The 14869-nt window shown below is 72.0% G+C and carries 11 protein-coding genes; 5 read left to right on the forward strand and 6 right to left on the reverse strand.

The features are described from left to right. Nucleotides 1-126: 126 nt before the first annotated feature. The 3 genes from AMK22_RS09225 to AMK22_RS09235 all read right to left on the reverse strand — a co-directional run bounded on the left by AMK22_RS09225 (nucleotide 127) and on the right by AMK22_RS09235 (nucleotide 4372). Nucleotides 127-1824, reverse strand: a complete 1698-nt coding sequence (locus AMK22_RS09225; protein ID WP_107430500.1) for a DUF6056 family protein — start codon at nucleotides 1822-1824, stop codon at nucleotides 127-129. 112 nt (nucleotides 1825-1936) lie between these two features. After that, nucleotides 1937-3418, reverse strand: a complete 1482-nt coding sequence (locus AMK22_RS09230; RefSeq protein WP_073783204.1) for a glycosyltransferase — start codon at nucleotides 3416-3418, stop codon at nucleotides 1937-1939. Between the two features lie 336 nt (nucleotides 3419-3754). Next, complete coding sequence (locus tag AMK22_RS09235; RefSeq protein ID WP_073783206.1) at nucleotides 3755-4372, reverse strand: SACE_7040 family transcriptional regulator; 618 nt, start codon at nucleotides 4370-4372, stop codon at nucleotides 3755-3757. Between the two features lie 175 nt (nucleotides 4373-4547). On the opposite strand from AMK22_RS09235, the gene AMK22_RS09240 reads away from it, so the two are divergent. From AMK22_RS09240 to AMK22_RS09255, 4 genes are all read left to right on the forward strand, one after another. Further along, nucleotides 4548-6170: a carboxyl transferase domain-containing protein gene (locus AMK22_RS09240; RefSeq protein WP_073783208.1), complete on the forward strand. Its 1623-nt coding sequence runs from the start codon at nucleotides 4548-4550 to the stop codon at nucleotides 6168-6170. Between the two features lie 168 nt (nucleotides 6171-6338). After that, on the forward strand, nucleotides 6339-8510 hold the full coding sequence (locus AMK22_RS09245) for an acetyl-CoA carboxylase biotin carboxylase subunit (RefSeq protein WP_073783581.1): 2172 nt from the start codon (nucleotides 6339-6341) through the stop codon (nucleotides 8508-8510). Nucleotides 8511-8533: 23 nt separating this feature from the next. After that, the gene (locus tag AMK22_RS09250; RefSeq protein ID WP_073783583.1) at nucleotides 8534-9472 is read left to right on the forward strand and encodes a hydroxymethylglutaryl-CoA lyase; all 939 of its coding nucleotides are present in this window, start codon (nucleotides 8534-8536) and stop codon (nucleotides 9470-9472) included. 65 nt (nucleotides 9473-9537) lie between these two features. After that, a complete protein-coding gene (locus tag AMK22_RS09255; RefSeq protein WP_073783210.1) occupies nucleotides 9538-10704 on the forward strand; it encodes an acyl-CoA dehydrogenase family protein in 1167 nt (388 codons plus the stop codon). A 237-nt stretch (nucleotides 10705-10941) separates the two neighbouring features. On the opposite strand, the gene AMK22_RS09260 is transcribed toward AMK22_RS09255, so the two are convergent. From AMK22_RS09260 to AMK22_RS09270, 3 genes are all read right to left on the reverse strand, one after another. Next, entirely contained in the window at nucleotides 10942-11493 is a 552-nt protein-coding gene (locus AMK22_RS09260; protein WP_073783212.1) for a GNAT family N-acetyltransferase, read from the reverse strand. A gap of 93 nt (nucleotides 11494-11586) precedes the next feature. Continuing rightward, nucleotides 11587-11880: an imine reductase family protein gene (locus tag AMK22_RS42000; RefSeq protein WP_338014145.1), complete on the reverse strand. Its 294-nt coding sequence runs from the start codon at nucleotides 11878-11880 to the stop codon at nucleotides 11587-11589. A 23-nt stretch (nucleotides 11881-11903) separates the two neighbouring features. Then, nucleotides 11904-13565 carry a beta-N-acetylhexosaminidase gene (locus AMK22_RS09270; RefSeq protein ID WP_443333284.1) on the reverse strand — a complete coding sequence of 554 codons (1662 nt, stop codon included), beginning with the start codon at nucleotides 13563-13565 and terminating at the stop codon, nucleotides 11904-11906. A gap of 131 nt (nucleotides 13566-13696) precedes the next feature. Here AMK22_RS09270 and AMK22_RS09275 point away from each other — a divergent pair, with 131 nt between their 5' ends. Then, entirely contained in the window at nucleotides 13697-14764 is a 1068-nt protein-coding gene (locus tag AMK22_RS09275; RefSeq protein WP_079186006.1) for a DUF4429 domain-containing protein, read from the forward strand. Nucleotides 14765-14869 lie beyond the last annotated feature (105 nt).

Below are 14869 nucleotides of genomic sequence, written 5' to 3' on the forward strand. Positions count from 1 at the left end.
CAGCGTGCCGGGCTCTTGCTGTGACAGGGCCGGTCCTCCCCCGCTCTCCTCCGTCGTCCCTTGCCGCGCGCTGCGCACCCGCCGGACCGGGCGTCGGCCGGGCTCCCGGGCTCGGGGAAGGCGCGCTCAGGGAAGCCGCGTCGAGTACGTGATCCTCTCCAGGTGGTAGTACCGGGCGACGCACTGCCCCGGCCACAGCCTCTTCCCGTTGCCGCCGAACGGCTCCCCCATCCCGCTGACCGACACCGGCGTGTACGGCAGTACTCGGGCCCCGCGCGCCGCTCCCTCCCGCAATGAACGGTCCTGGCGGTCCCAGCGCTGGGCACGTACGTCCATCCGCTGTTCCAGCCGGAACAGCGGGACGGCGAGCCCGACGCAGGTCAGCGCGCACAGGGCCGCCGCGACCGCCGCCGTCACCGTGCGCGCGCCCCTCGCGCGTCGGCCCGAGCGCCGCGCACGCCGCAACAGCGCCCGCCCCAGCAGAGCTCCGGCGCACACCAGGAGCAGCACGTACAGCAGCAGGAAGTCGCCCCAGACGCGGGGCGCGAGCGCCACGCTCGTCCCGAAGGCGGGGCGGGCGACGATGGTGCAGAGGTATCCGGCGACCAGGAAGGCGAGGAAGCCGACGAGCAGGGGGACGAGAGGGCGACGTCCCAGGGGTCCTCCCGGCCACGGCCCGCCCGGCCCCTCCGTCCGTCGCCCGTCCGTCCCCGGCCCCTCCGTCCGTCGCCCGTCCGTCCCCGGCCCCTCCGTCCCGCGTCCGTCCCTCTCCCGTCCGTCGTGGCGTACCAGCAGTCCCAGCAGCACACCGACCGCGACCGCCCCCAGGTACTGCCACGTCGTGAGGACCGTTCCCAGGATGTCGGCGAAGGATCGCAGCGCGTCGCCCAGCGCCCGCGGGCCGAGCATGGTGGTGGAGTCGGCGCCGAACCGTTCGCGGCGGGTGCGCGCGCCCGGTGACAGGTACAGAATGGCCGCCCCGATCACGACCCCGGCGACGGCGACCCCGCACCAGACGCGGGTACGGGTACGGGTGGGCCCCGGAACCGCCCGGAGACTGAACAGCAGGACGGCCGCGAGGAGAACGAGGACGACGACCGCGGTCTCCTCCGACAACGTGCCGATGAAGACCCCGGCCACGAGCGCGACGCCCAGCGCGAGGCCCCACCCCCGGCGGGTCCGCGCCCGCAGCAGCGGAATCACGGCGGCGCAGGCCAGGACCGGTGAGACGGTGTGCGAGACGGAGGACGCGGGCCAGTAGAACACCTTGTACGTGTTCGACGTGGACAGGAGGAAGACGGCCGTGGCCGTCGCCGCCACCAGCAGGGCGAGGCCGCGGGGCGCGGTCAGCCGGGCCCGGCCGAGCGCGGAGGCGACCAGCGCCCAGAGGACGCCCAGCATGATCACCCCGCTGACCAGGGCGAACCACTGGTGTCCGGCGACGCCGAAGGCTCCGTACGCGACGACGAGGAGCGCGTTGGCGACTCGTCCGTTGTCCTGGAGGTAGAACTTCGCGATCATTCCGGTGGCGCCCTCGTCGCGTACGACCGGGAGGAAGCACCAGTCGTCCGCGCCCGGACGGACCAGGCGGCCAATCCAGAAGGCCGCGCCGAGCAGGGCGAGCGGCAGGAGGGTGAGCAGCGGCAGCGCCCGGACCGGGATCCGGTTCGTCACGCACCGGCCCGTACGGTCGGAGTCCGGGGCACTCCCGGCGTCGGAGGCGGTCCCGGCGTCCGGGGCGGCCTCCGCGTCGTCGTCCGGGCGGATCGGGCCCCCGCCCCTCCGTCGCTCGTCGTCGGCGGTCTTCGGCGTTTCCGCGGTCATGTGCGCTGGGACCTTCCGTACGGGGCTCGCGCCATGCGTGTCCGTGTCGCCACGCGTGTCCGTGTCGCGATGCGTGTGTCTGTGTGTCGTGGGCCTCGGGCGGCGCGGAGGCTCAGGGCGCAGTGCGTCCGGCGCGGCTCCCGGCCGGTGCGGTACGTCGACGGGCCAGGTCCGCGCCGCTGTCGATGGCCCAGCGGGCGAGGAGGAACGAGAAGGGCGTGGCGAGGATTCCCGCGGCGAGGGCGGCGACGTTCTTGCCCAGGCCCAGATGGCTCACGCCGATGTAGAGCAGCGTCCCGGTGAGCACGAGATTGACGACGCTCGACAGCGGATACCGGAAGAGGGCCTGCCAGGTCGGCTTCGTCCGGCAGGTGATGTACGAGTTGAGCAGGAACGAGCCCAGAACGCTGATCACGTATCCGACGACGTGCGCGGCCAGATAGGGAATCCAATTGTTCAGCGAGACGTACACCGCCAGATATACCGCCGTATTGATGAAACCGATCGCCGCGAATGCGATGAACTGGCGCATTGTATGGAATCTGGATGCGCCGATCGCGGTCGCCCCGGACGGCCGCGCACGTGACCGTTCGACCGCAGGGCCCGGCGGCCCCGGGCGGGCCTCCGTCCGCCTTCCGTCGACCGGCGGGAGTGCCCTCGCCTTCGCCGTATCGTTCGTTTCACGCACCACGTAGTGCGGACGGCGTTTCGTCTCGCAGTAAATGCGCCCCACGTATTCACCGATGACGCCGAGCGTTACGAGCTGGATTCCGCCGAGGGCGACGACGGTGGTCAGCAGGGTGGTGTAGCCGGGCACGACGACGCCGTGCAGGGCCACCTCGGCGATGATCCACAGGGCGTATCCGAGTGCCGTGAGCGCGAGCGCGAGACCGGCGTGGATGGCCAGGCGCAGCGGGCGGCTGTTGAACGAGATCAGCCCGTCGATCCCGTAGTTGAACAGCCGTCTGCCGCCCCACTTCGAGCGTCCCGCCGCACGTTGCATGTTCTGGTAGGTGAAGCTGACCGTGTCGAAGCCGATCCAGGAGAAGATCCCTTTGGAGAACCGGTTCGTCTCGGGCATCGCGAGCACGGCGTCCACGGCGTCGCGCGACAGCAGCCTGAAATCGCCTTCCCCGTCCACGACCTCGACGTCCATGCACCGGCCCATGGCCTTGTAGTAGGCGGAGCTGAGGAAGGTGCGCAGGGCACCCTCCCCCGTACGGTCCCGTCGTGCGACGACCTGGTCGTAGCCGCAGCGCCGCAGTTCCAGCATGCGGGGCAGCAGTTCGGGCGGGTGCTGGAGGTCGGCGTCCATGAGGACGACGCAGTCGCCGCGGGACATGCGCAGCCCCGCGAGCATGGCCGCCTCCTTGCCGAAATTACGGCTGAAGGAGGTGTAGCGGACCCGCCGGTCGGCGGTGGCGAGCGAGCCGATCCTGAGTCTGGTGCGATCGCTGCTGCCGTCGTCGACATAACAGATCTCGAAGGTTCGACGGGTCGAGCCGAGGGCGCAGATCAGCGCGCGATGAAATGCGTCGATCACCTCGTCCTCATTGAAACAGGGGACAACGACCGAAACCTGACATGTTTTCATTCACATTCCCCATCAGGCGTGGCGGGACAGCTCAAACCATATGCCTGAGGATCACCGCGACACCTGAGCGACGGAGCCCGCGAAGAAAAAAGGAAAGGGAATTCGAGGAATGACCTCCGCACCGCCGCAATAATTCATATATTCAGGGCGATCCCGGAGCCGGGAGCGCGGCCTAAGGACTGTCCCGCAATCCCCGGTGGACCAGCGCGCGGCGTCGGATGCGGTGCATCAAAAGGCGGAGGGGCGCCCGCATGCCGGATGCATTCGGGCGTTTCGACAACGCGGCGAGGTGCCGTAACCGTCGTCGTGCGCCCGCCAGGGATTGCGGGACAGCCCTCAGCGGCAGGCCGCCGCCTCGAACGCACCGCGCGCCAGTCGCTGCAGCAGCGCAGCCGTGTCCGCGCGATCCGGCTGCGCGTCGGGGCGACCCAGGTGCGGGGTCGAGTTCAGCAGACCGAAGACGGCATGGACGGCGGCGCGCGCCTCGTGCTCGGGCAGGTCCGGGTACAGCTCGCGGACGACGTCCACCCACACCTCGACGTACTGCCGCTGGAGCTGGCGGACCCGCTTGCGGTCGGCGTCCCGGAGGCGGTCCAGCTCACGGTCGTGCAGGGTGATGAGGGGGCGGTCGTCGAGGGCGAAGTCGATGTGCCCCTCGATGAGCGCGTCCAGCAGGGCCCTCGGGGAGCCGTCCACGCGGGCCGCGTCCTCCGACACCCTCAGCCGCCCGCCGGCCAGCAGTCGCTCGCTGATGCCGACCAGCAGTTCGGCGAGCATCGCGTCCTTGCCGGGGAAGTGCCGGTAGAGGCCCGGACCGCTGATGCCGACGGCGGCCCCTATCTCGTCGACGCCGACGCCGTGGAAGCCGCGCTCGGCGAAGAGGCGGGCGGCCTCCTTGAGGATCTGCTCGCGGCGGGTGGGGGCCGCGACGCGGGCGGCGGCGTTGGTGCTCATGACCATTCATTCTAGACAACCCTGTTAGCGCTCGTTAACCTGAAGGCGAGAGACGTTAACGGTCATTAACAACTCGACCTCGCGACGGCAGTGGCCGGCCGTAGGACAGCAGTGGACAGCGGTACGTGGACAGCGGTACGGACAGCGAGCGGTACGGGCAAGGGGGCTCGACACGATGCAGCAGGCACCGGTGCTGGTGAGCGCGGCGGATCCCGCCTCCGAGACCTGGCAGGCCAACGAGGCGGCGCATCTCGCGCTCACCGACGAGCTGCGCGCGCGGCTCGCCACGGCCAGGCTGGGCGGGGGCGAGCGGGCCCGTGCGCGGCACGTGTCGCGCGGCAAGCTGCTGCCCCGCGACCGGGTGGACACCCTACTCGATCCGGGCTCCCCGTTCCTGGAGCTGGCCCCGCTGGCGGCCGAGGGGTTGTACGGGGGCGCCGCCCCGGCGGCCGGGGTGATCGCGGGGATCGGCCGGGTCAGCGGCCGGGAGTGCGTGATCGTCGCCAACGACGCGACCGTCAAGGGCGGCACGTACTACCCGATGACGGTGAAGAAGCACCTGCGCGCCCAGGAGGTCGCGCTGGAGAACCGTCTCCCCTGCCTGTACCTCGTCGACTCCGGCGGCGCCTTCCTGCCGATGCAGGACGAGGTCTTCCCGGACCGGGAGCACTTCGGCCGGATCTTCTACAACCAGGCCCGGATGTCGGGGGCGGGCATTCCGCAGATCGCCGCCGTCATGGGCTCGTGCACGGCGGGCGGGGCGTACGTCCCCGCGATGAGCGACGAGGCCGTGATCGTACGGAACCAGGGCACGATCTTCCTGGGCGGCCCGCCGCTGGTGAAGGCGGCGACCGGCGAGGTCGTGACCGCGGAGGAGCTGGGCGGCGGCGAGGTGCACTCCCGTACGTCCGGCGTGACCGACCACCTCGCCGAGGACGACGCGCACGCGCTGCGGATCGTGCGGAACATCGTCTCCACGCTGCCGCGGCGCGGGGCGCTGCCGTGGTCGGTGCGGCCGGCCGAGGAGCCGAAGGCGGATCCCGCCGGGCTGTACGGGGCCGTCCCCGTCGATTCGCGCACGCCGTACGACGTGCGCGAGGTGATCGCCCGGGTGGTGGACGGCTCACGGTTCGCCGAGTTCAAGGCGGAGTACGGCACGACGCTGGTCACCGGCTTCGCCCACATCCACGGCCACCCGGTCGGGATCGTCGCCAACAACGGCATCCTGTTCTCCGAGTCCGCCCAGAAGGGCGCCCACTTCATCGAGCTGTGCGACCAGCGCGGCATCCCGCTGGTCTTCCTCCAGAACATCTCGGGCTTCATGGTGGGGCGCGACTACGAGGCCGGCGGCATCGCCAAACACGGCGCGAAGATGGTGACGGCGGTCGCCTGCACCCGCGTACCGAAGCTGACGGTGGTGGTCGGCGGCTCGTACGGGGCGGGCAACTACTCCATGTGCGGCCGGGCCTACTCCCCGCGCTTCCTGTGGATGTGGCCCAACGCGAAGATCTCCGTCATGGGCGGCGAGCAGGCCGCCTCCGTCCTCGCCACGGTCAAGCGCGACCAGCTGGGCGACGACTGGAGCGCGGCGGACGAGGAGGCGTTCAAGGCCCCGATCCGCGAACAGTACGAGACCCAGGGCAACGCCTACTACGCCACGGCCCGGCTCTGGGACGACGGTGTGATCGACCCGACGGAGACCCGGCAGGTGCTGGGGCTCGCCCTGACCGCGTGCGCAAACGCTCCGCTTCCCCAAAGGGACCCCGCGGCGCCCGGCTTCGGCGTCTTCCGGATGTGAGGAAGGGATGCCTTCCATGCGTGAGGAACGGATGACCTCCGGAAGCGATCGGGAGCGGATGCCCTGCGGACGCGAGGTGCGGATGACTCCCGGGTCCGATGTGCGGACGACCCCCAGGTGCGATGTGCAGCAGATGACCTCCGGATGCGATGTGAGGAACAGATGACGATGTTCGACGCCGTTCTCGTCGCCAACCGCGGCGAGATCGCGGTACGGGTCATCCGTACGCTGCGCGCCCTCGGCGTCCGCTCGGTCGCCGTGTTCAGCGACGCGGACGCGGACGCCCGCCATGTGCGGGAGGCCGACACGGCGGTACGGATCGGCCCCGCGCCCGCCGCCATGAGCTACCTGAGCGTGCCCGCGCTGCTGGACGCCGCCCGCCGCACCGGCGCCCAGGCCGTCCACCCCGGGTACGGGTTCCTCGCCGAGAACGCGGGCTTCGCGCGGTCCTGCGCCGAGGCGGGGCTGGTCTTCATCGGCCCGCCCGCCGACGCCATCTCGCTGATGGGCGACAAGATCCGGGCCAAGGAGACGGTCGCGGCGGCCGGGGTTCCGGTGGTGCCGGGCTCCTCCGGCAGCGGACTGACCGACGCCCAACTGGTCGACGCGGCAAGGGAGATCGGCACGCCCGTGCTGCTGAAGCCCTCGGCGGGCGGCGGCGGCAAGGGCATGCGGCTGGTGCGTGACGAGGCGCTGCTCGCGGACGAGATCGCCGCCGCCCGGCGTGAGGCCCGCGCCTCGTTCGGCGACGACACCCTGCTCGTGGAGCGGTGGATCGACCGGCCCCGCCACATCGAGATCCAGGTGCTGGCCGACACCCACGGCAACGTGGTCCACCTCGGCGAGCGCGAGTGCTCCCTCCAGCGCCGCCACCAGAAGATCATCGAGGAGGCGCCGTCCGTCCTGCTCGACGAGGAGACCCGGGCGGCGATGGGCGAGGCGGCCGTCCAGGCGGCCCGTTCCTGCGGCTACGTCGGCGCGGGCACGGTCGAGTTCATCGTCCCGGGCGACGACCCGGCCGCGTACTGCTTCATGGAGATGAACACCCGCCTCCAGGTCGAGCACCCCGTCACCGAGCTGATCACCGGCCTGGACCTGGTGGAGTGGCAGCTGCGGGTCGCCGCGGGCGAGCAACTGCCGTACGAGCAGCGGGACATCACGCTCACCGGTCACGCGATCGAGGCCCGGATCTGTGCCGAGGACCCGTCCCGCGGCTTCCTGCCGTCCGGTGGCACGGTCCTCGCGCTGCACGAGCCGCAGGGCGACGGCGTGCGCACGGACTCCGGGCTGCGCGCGGGCGGCGAGGTCGGCAGCCTGTACGACCCGATGCTGTCGAAGGTCATCGCGTACGGGCCCGACCGGGCCGCCGCGCTGCGCCGGCTGCGCGCCGCGCTCGCGGACACGGTGATCCTCGGCGTCCCGACGAACGCCGGCTTCCTGCGCCGTCTGCTCGCCCACCCGGCGGTGGCGGCGGGCGAACTGGACACCGGCCTGGTGGAACGCGAGGTCGACGATCTTGTGCCGGAGGGCGTGCCGGAGGAGGTGTACGCGGCGGCGGCGCTGCTGCGGCAGTCCCCCGGCCCCGACGCCCCGAAGGACTCCTCCGGCGGGACGGGCCCGTTCTCGGTGCCGAACGGCTGGGTGGACCCGTCCTCGTCGCCGAACGGCTGGGTGGACCCGTTCTCGGTGCCGAACGGCTGGCGGCTGGGCGGCACCCCGGCCCGTACCGTGTACGACTTCCGGCTGCCGGGCCGCGACCCCGTGCAGGTCTCGCTGCGCACCCGCGCGACGGGCACCGAGCTGGCGTTCGGCCATGTCGGGGAGGGCGCGGAGCCGCCGGAGCCCGCGACGGGCGCGTGCGGCCCGCTCGCCCCGATGCCCGGCTGCCGGGAGACGGCCCGGGCGGCCGAGCTCTCCGAGCACCGCATCGTCGTCGAACTCGCCGGTGTCACCCACGCGTTCACCTACGCGGCCGCCCCGGACGGGGTCTGGCTGGGCCGGGACGGCGACAGCTGGCACGTACAGGACCACGACCCGGTGGCGGCGTCGCTGGCCGGGGCCGCCCGTTCCGGCGCCGACACCCTCGCCGCCCCCATGCCGGGCACCGTCACCGTCGTGAAGGTGGCGGTCGGGGACGAGGTCGTGGCCGGTCAGAGCCTGCTCGTCGTCGAGGCGATGAAGATGGAGCACGTCATCTCCGCCCCGCACGCCGGGACCGTGATCGAACTGGACGTCACCGCCGGCGCCACGGTCGCCATGGACCAGGTCCTGGCCGTCGTGGCCCCCGCCGGAACCGGTCCCGGCGACGCGTCCGCCACGTCTCCCGGGGAGGACGCATGACCACGACTTCCGGGGAGGACCGCATGACCCCCCGCACCCTGCCCATGACCGTGCCCACCCAGGACCTGCCGCCCCGGGTGCGCATCCACGAGGTCGGCGCCCGCGACGGGCTCCAGAACGAGAAGACCGTCGTACCGATCGAGGTGAAGGCGGAGTTCATCCACCGCCTCGCCGCGGCCGGCCTGACCACCATCGAGGCCACCAGCTTCGTGCACCCCAAGTGGGTGCCCCAACTGGCCGACGCGGAGGACCTGTTCCCCCGGCTCCGCGACATCGCGGGCGTGGCCCTGCCGGTCCTCGTGCCGAACGAGCGCGGGCTGGACCGGGCGCTGGCGCTCGGTGCCCGCCGCATCGCCGTGTTCGGCTCGGCGACCGAGACGTTCGCCTCCCGCAACCTCAACCGCACGATCGCCGAGTCGCTCGCCATGTTCGAGCCCGTCGTGTCCCGCGCCAAGGACGACAAGGTGCACGTCCGGGGCTATCTGTCGATGTGCTTCGGCGACCCGTGGGAGGGGCCCGTCCCCGTCCACCAGGTCGTCCGGGTCGCGAAGTCGCTGATGGACCTGGGCTGCGACGAGCTGTCCCTGGGCGACACCATCGGCGTGGCCACGCCCGGTCACGTACTGGACCTGCTGTCCGAGCTGAACGAGGAGGGCGTGCGCACCGACACCATCGGGGTGCACTTCCACGACACGTACGGCCAGGCCCTCTCCAACACCCTCGCCGCGCTCCAGCACGGGGTGACGACCGTGGACGCCTCGGCGGGCGGCCTCGGCGGCTGCCCGTACGCGAAGAGCGCGACCGGCAACCTCGCCACCGAGGACCTCGTGTGGATGCTCGACGGCCTCGGCATCGAGACCGGGGTCGACCTCGACGCGCTCACCGCCACCAGCGTGTGGCTCGCCGAGCGACTGGGCCGCCCCAGCCCGTCCCGTACCGTCCGGGCGCTGTCGGCGCGGTGACCACCGCCATGCGACGCCCCCTGTCCCCCCGCACCGTCCCAGTCGCCCACAAGGAGTGACCTGCCATGCCCCTGGACCACCGGCTGACCGCCGAGCACGAGGAACTGCGGCGCACCGTCGAGGAGTTCGCGCACGATGTGGTCGCCCCGAAGATCGGGGACTTCTACGAGCGTCATGAGTTCCCGTACGAAATCGTGCGGGAGATGGGACGGATGGGTCTGTTCGGGCTGCCGTTCCCGGAGGAGTACGGCGGCATGGGCGGGGACTACCTCGCCCTCGGGATCGCCCTGGAGGAGCTGGCCCGGGTCGACTCGTCCGTGGCGATCACGCTGGAGGCCGGGGTGTCGCTCGGCGCCATGCCGGTCTACCGCTTCGGCACGGAGGAGCAGAAGCGGAAGTGGCTGCCGAGGCTGTGCGCGGGCGAGGCGCTCGGCGCGTTCGGCCTGACCGAGCCGGAGGCCGGATCGGACGCGGGCGGCACGCGCACGACGGCGGTGCGCGACGAGGCCACCGGCGAGTGGGTGATCAACGGTTCGAAGTGCTTCATCACCAACTCCGGTACGGACATCACGGACCTGGTCACGGTCACGGCGGTGACCGGCCGCAAGGAGAACGGCGCCCCGCTCATCTCCTCGATCATCGTCCCGTCCGGCACTCCCGGCTTCACCGTCGCCGCCCCGTACTCCAAGGTCGGCTGGAACGCCTCGGACACCCGTGAACTGTCCTTCACCGACGTCCGCGTCCCGCTGGACAACCTGCTGGGCGAGGAGGGCCGGGGCTACGCGCAGTTCCTGCGCATCCTCGACGAGGGCCGGATCGCCATCGCCGCCCTGGCCACGGGCCTGGCGCAGGGCTGCGTGGACGAGTCGGTGAAGTACGCGCACGAGCGCCACGCCTTCGGCCGGCCGATCGGCACCAACCAGGCCATCCAGTTCAAGATCGCCGACATGGAGGCCCGCGCCCACATGGCCCGCATCGGCTGGCGCGACGCGGCGTCCCGCCTGCTGGCGGGCGAGCCCTTCAAGAAGGAGGCGGCGATCGCGAAGCTGTACTCCTCGACGGTCGCGGTGGACAACGCCCGCGAGGCCACCCAGATCCACGGCGGCTACGGCTTCATGAACGAGTACCCGGTGGCCCGGATGTGGCGCGACTCCAAGATCCTGGAGATCGGCGAGGGCACGAGCGAGGTCCAGCGCATGCTGATCGCAAGGGAGTTGGGCCTCCCTGCCTGACCCTGCCCCCTGCCACGGGGCCTGCGCGCCGCCGCTTCCGGGAACGCCCGGGAAGCGGCGGCGCGCGGGCGTCAGGCCGCCGACCCCGTCCCCGACGACGCGGTGGCGGCGTACGAGCGACTGTGCCGGGCCGGGTTCACGAGCCGGCCCGTGGCGGACGGTGCGAAGGGCACGGACGGTGCGGACGGCACGGACGGTGCCGAGGGCACGGAGGCCGGCTGACACCGCCTGATCCCATCAGCCCGGCGCGCCGGGCCACTCCTCACGGAGCATCCCGAACAACACCGTGTCGTACCGCCTGCCCGCCACCAGCACGGTTTCCCGACGGCGGCCCTCCTCGCAGAAGCCCGCCCGGGTGAAGGCGCGGACGGCCCGCTCGTTGCCGCTCCAGGTGTCGAGCTCGATCCGATGCAGCCCGTAGGCCCCGAACAGGTGCCCCACCAGCAGGCGCAGCGCGTCCGAGCCGTGGCCGCGGCCCCAGCGGTCCCGCTCGCCGATGGTGATGCCGACCGTGGCACACCCGGCGAACGGGTCCAGGTCCCGGTAGTCCGCCATGCCGATCACCGTGCCGTCGGCGAGGTCCTCCACGGTGAATACGGCCGACTCCCTCGGGCTCAGCCGCAGCATGGTTTCGAAGGCGAGCCCGACGGCCTCCGCCGTGACCGGGCCGAAGCACGGGTCGCCGGCCGTGGCCCAGTGCACCACCTCCGGATCGTTGCGCCACCGGACGTGGTGCTCCGCGTCCTCCGCGCGCAGCGCGCGAAGCCTGACCAATTCACCCTCGAACATACGGTGATCATATTCCGATGGATCCCGATGGCGATCTTGATCCGGTCACGTCATCGATTCCCGAGACCGGGCCGGAGTCGGCACATCGGCAGGTCAGCGCACCAGCAGGTCGATCACGCCCGTCAGGCCCTCGTCGCCGATGCCCTCGGCCAGACGGCGGCGCATCAACGCGAAGTAGGGGCTGAGCAGTTCCGGGCTGACACCCTGCTGTTCGGCGGTGCTCAGGAAGGTCGGCGTACCGGCCACCTGCATGGCGAGGTTGGAGACGACCGACGGCTTCCTCCCTTGCTCGACCGCGGAACGGATGCTGGCGGTCGGGACCCCCGGGGCCCGGAACGGGCCCGGACACCCCGGGGCGAGCCTCGCCGGGGCGCGGGCGTACACCACGCTCCGCGCCCCGGAGGATCACCTCACTCCGCCGCCCAAGGCACCTCCGGCGCCCGGTAGTAGTCGATGCCGAGCGCCGAGAGCCGCGGCCCCTGCGCGCCGAGCCGCGCCTTGTACGCGTCCCAGTCGTGCGTGGACGCGGGCGACCAGCCCAGCTCCGCGATCCCCGGCAGCCGGGGGAACGCCATCTGCTCGATCTCCGCGCTGTTCGTCAGCGTCTCCGACCAGAGCGGTGCCTCGACGCCGAGGACCGAACCGGGCCGGGCCCCGTCCAGGTAGGCCGCCGGGTCCCAGTCGTAGGAGCGCCGGACGGAGACGTAGCCGGCCCAGGACAGGCCCAGCTCGGTGTCCTTGTCGTACTTCATGTCCAGGTAGCCGCGGTCCGCCGGGGACAGCACCAGCTTCGTGCCCCTCGCGGTGGCGTCCGCCACCTGCTTCCGTTCGTCCGCGCCCGTCCGGTCGTAGCCCCAGTACTGGGCGACCGTGCCCCCGACCGGAGTGGCGCCGGTCAGCTGGTGCCAGCCGATCACGGTCTTGCCGTACCGGCCGACGACGGCCTGCGCCTTGTTCATGAACGCCACGTAGTCGTCATGGGCGGTGGAGTGCGCCTCGTCGCCGCCGATGTGGAGGTACGTGCCGGGGGTGAGCGCGGCCAGCTCGCGGATCACGTCGTCCACGAAGTCGTACGTGACGGCCTTCGGGACGCAGAGCGAGCTGAAGCCGACGTTCGTGCCGGTGTAGAGCGGGGGCGCGACGCCGTCGCAGTTCAGTTCCGCGTACGAGGCGAGCGCCGCGTTGGTGTGGCCGGGCAGGTCGATCTCCGGAACGACCTCCAGATAGCGGGAGGCCGCGTACCGCACGATCTCCCGGTAGTCCGCCTTCGTGTAGTAGCCGCCCGGGCCGCCGCCGACCTCCGTCCGCCCGCCGTACGTGGCGAGTCTCGGCCAGGAGTCGATGGCGATGCGCCACCCCTGGTCGTCCGAGAGGTGCAGATGGAGCTTGTTGAGTTTGTACAGGGCGAGCTGGTCGATGTAGCGCTTCACCTCGGCGACGGAGAAGAAGTGCCGCGAGACGTCCAGCATGGCCCCTCGGTACGCGTAGCGCGGGGCGTCCCGCACCGTGCCGCCCGCGACCGTCCACGGGCCCTCCTGACGGCTGTTCCGCTCCACCCGGGCCGGGAACAGCTGGCGCAGGGTCTGGACGCCGTGGAAGAGCCCGGCGGGCTCGCGCGCGGTGATGGTGACGGAACCGGGGTTCGACCTCAGGGTGTAGCCCTCGGCGCCGGACGCGTCGTCGTGGGGGTCGAGCCTGAGCCGGATGCCGTCGCTGCCCCGGCCGGTGACCGGCAGGGCGTAGCCGGTCGACGGGCGCAGCACGCCCGCGAGCTGGTCGGCGATCCGCCGGGCCTCCCGGGATTCGCTCTCGACGCGGATCCTGGTGCCGGCGGTGATGGCGTACGGGGAGCCGCCCGGCTTCGCCTCGACGGGAGCGGGGACCACCTGCCCGAGGGGGCGCGGCGCGGGAGCGGCGGCGGCCGGGCCGCTGCCCGCCGCGGCACCGGCCGCCGTGACGAGCAGCAGCGAGCCGAGGAGGCGGGGAAGGGTGATGCGCCGGGCCCTGCGCGGTGTCCGTACCGATCGCGGTGGCGGTACGGAGGAACTCTGTCGTGTCCTGTGCAGTCTCACAAGCCGGGTCCCTTCGACGGGTTCACACCTGTGGATGTCCTGACCGAACCATCACCATGCGTATCGCCGGTCCCACGCACAGTCAATGCACGGACCGTCTCCCCCTGAGCACGCCTGAGAGAATCCGTCCCATGGCGGAGATAACCCAGCACGACGGGACATGGACCTTCGACGGCGAGACGGTACGGATCGTGCCCGGGCAGGGAAGGGGGGTGCACCCCGTCCGGCGGGAACTGGGCGAGCTCGCCGTCCCGCTGCGGGCGGTGGCGGGCATCTCCTTCGAACCCCACCGCAAGGGCGGCCGGCTGCGACTGCGGCTGCGCGACGGGGCCTGCCCGGTCCTGCGCGCCGCGGACGGCCGGCTCAAGGACGCCGCGGATCCGTATCAGCTGGCCGTGGAGAAGGACCGCGGCGGCGTGGCGGAGTACTTCGTCGAGGAGGTACGCAACGCCCTGCTGCTCGAACAGGTGCCGTCCGGGCCCGCCGACGGCTTCCTGCTGCCGGGCCCCTCGGTGCCGGTCGCCGGGGGCGGCGGGGACGGCACGGCCTCGTTCGACGGGGAGACCGTCCGGCTCACCTGGAACTGGAAGGCCGAGGAGGTCAAGAGCTCCGGCGGCCCGGTCGCCTTCCCGGTGTCGGAGGTGACCGGGGTCCACTGGATGCCGTCCATCGGTCTGGCGAACGGGCATCTGCGCTTCGTCCGGGGCGTGGCCGGACTGAGTTCCGCACCGGCCCCGGCGGCCGAGTACGACCCGTACGCGCTGGACCTGTGGGGGCTGTCCAAGAAGGAGTACACGGCGGTGCTGGTCGCGGCGGCGGTCCTGGTCAGACTCCCGAACGCGATGGCCCCCGACACCGACGGACCGGGCACGACGGCGATTCCGGGCGCGACGGCAGCGGCATCCGGCACGGCGATCGGGGCGACGACGACGGCGGGGGCCGTCGGGGCGGGTCCGGACGGGGGCGGCGCGACCGAGGGGGCGCGGCTCTCGAAGGCCCCCGCGACTCCCCCGGCCACGGCCCCCGGCCCGACCGCGGCGGCCCCGGCCCCGGCTCCCGCCCCGGACGCGCCACCGGCCGCCGACGATCACGACGTGCTGTTGCGGCGGCTCCGGGAGCTCGGCGAGCTGCACCGGAGCGGGGTGCTCACCGAGGACGAGTTCACCGCGGCCAAGCAGGCCGTACTGAAACGCCTCTGACCGCCTCCCCATCGGCTTCCAGCCCGTTCGAGAGCGTAATCACACTCACCACTGCCCGATATCGGGCAGGATTGTTGCGTCAGCGCCCCTTCCACCGCAATATCA

This window comes from Streptomyces sp. CB01580 (assembly GCF_001905795.1).
GTDB lineage: Bacteria > Actinomycetota > Actinomycetes > Streptomycetales > Streptomycetaceae > Streptomyces.

Coding starts and splice junctions, on each gene's coding strand:
- AMK22_RS09225 (WP_107430500.1), bottom strand. CDS start 1,824: ATGACCGCGGAAACGCCGAAGACCGCCGACGACGAGCGACGGAGGGGC.
- AMK22_RS09230 (WP_073783204.1), bottom strand. CDS start 3,418: ATGAAAACATGTCAGGTTTCGGTCGTTGTCCCCTGTTTCAATGAGGAC.
- AMK22_RS09235 (WP_073783206.1), bottom strand. CDS start 4,372: ATGAGCACCAACGCCGCCGCCCGCGTCGCGGCCCCCACCCGCCGCGAG.
- AMK22_RS09240 (WP_073783208.1), top strand. CDS start 4,548: ATGCAGCAGGCACCGGTGCTGGTGAGCGCGGCGGATCCCGCCTCCGAG.
- AMK22_RS09245 (WP_073783581.1), top strand. CDS start 6,339: ATGTTCGACGCCGTTCTCGTCGCCAACCGCGGCGAGATCGCGGTACGG.
- AMK22_RS09250 (WP_073783583.1), top strand. CDS start 8,534: ATGACCCCCCGCACCCTGCCCATGACCGTGCCCACCCAGGACCTGCCG.
- AMK22_RS09255 (WP_073783210.1), top strand. CDS start 9,538: ATGCCCCTGGACCACCGGCTGACCGCCGAGCACGAGGAACTGCGGCGC.
- AMK22_RS09260 (WP_073783212.1), bottom strand. CDS start 11,493: ATGTTCGAGGGTGAATTGGTCAGGCTTCGCGCGCTGCGCGCGGAGGAC.
- AMK22_RS09275 (WP_079186006.1), top strand. CDS start 13,697: ATGGCGGAGATAACCCAGCACGACGGGACATGGACCTTCGACGGCGAG.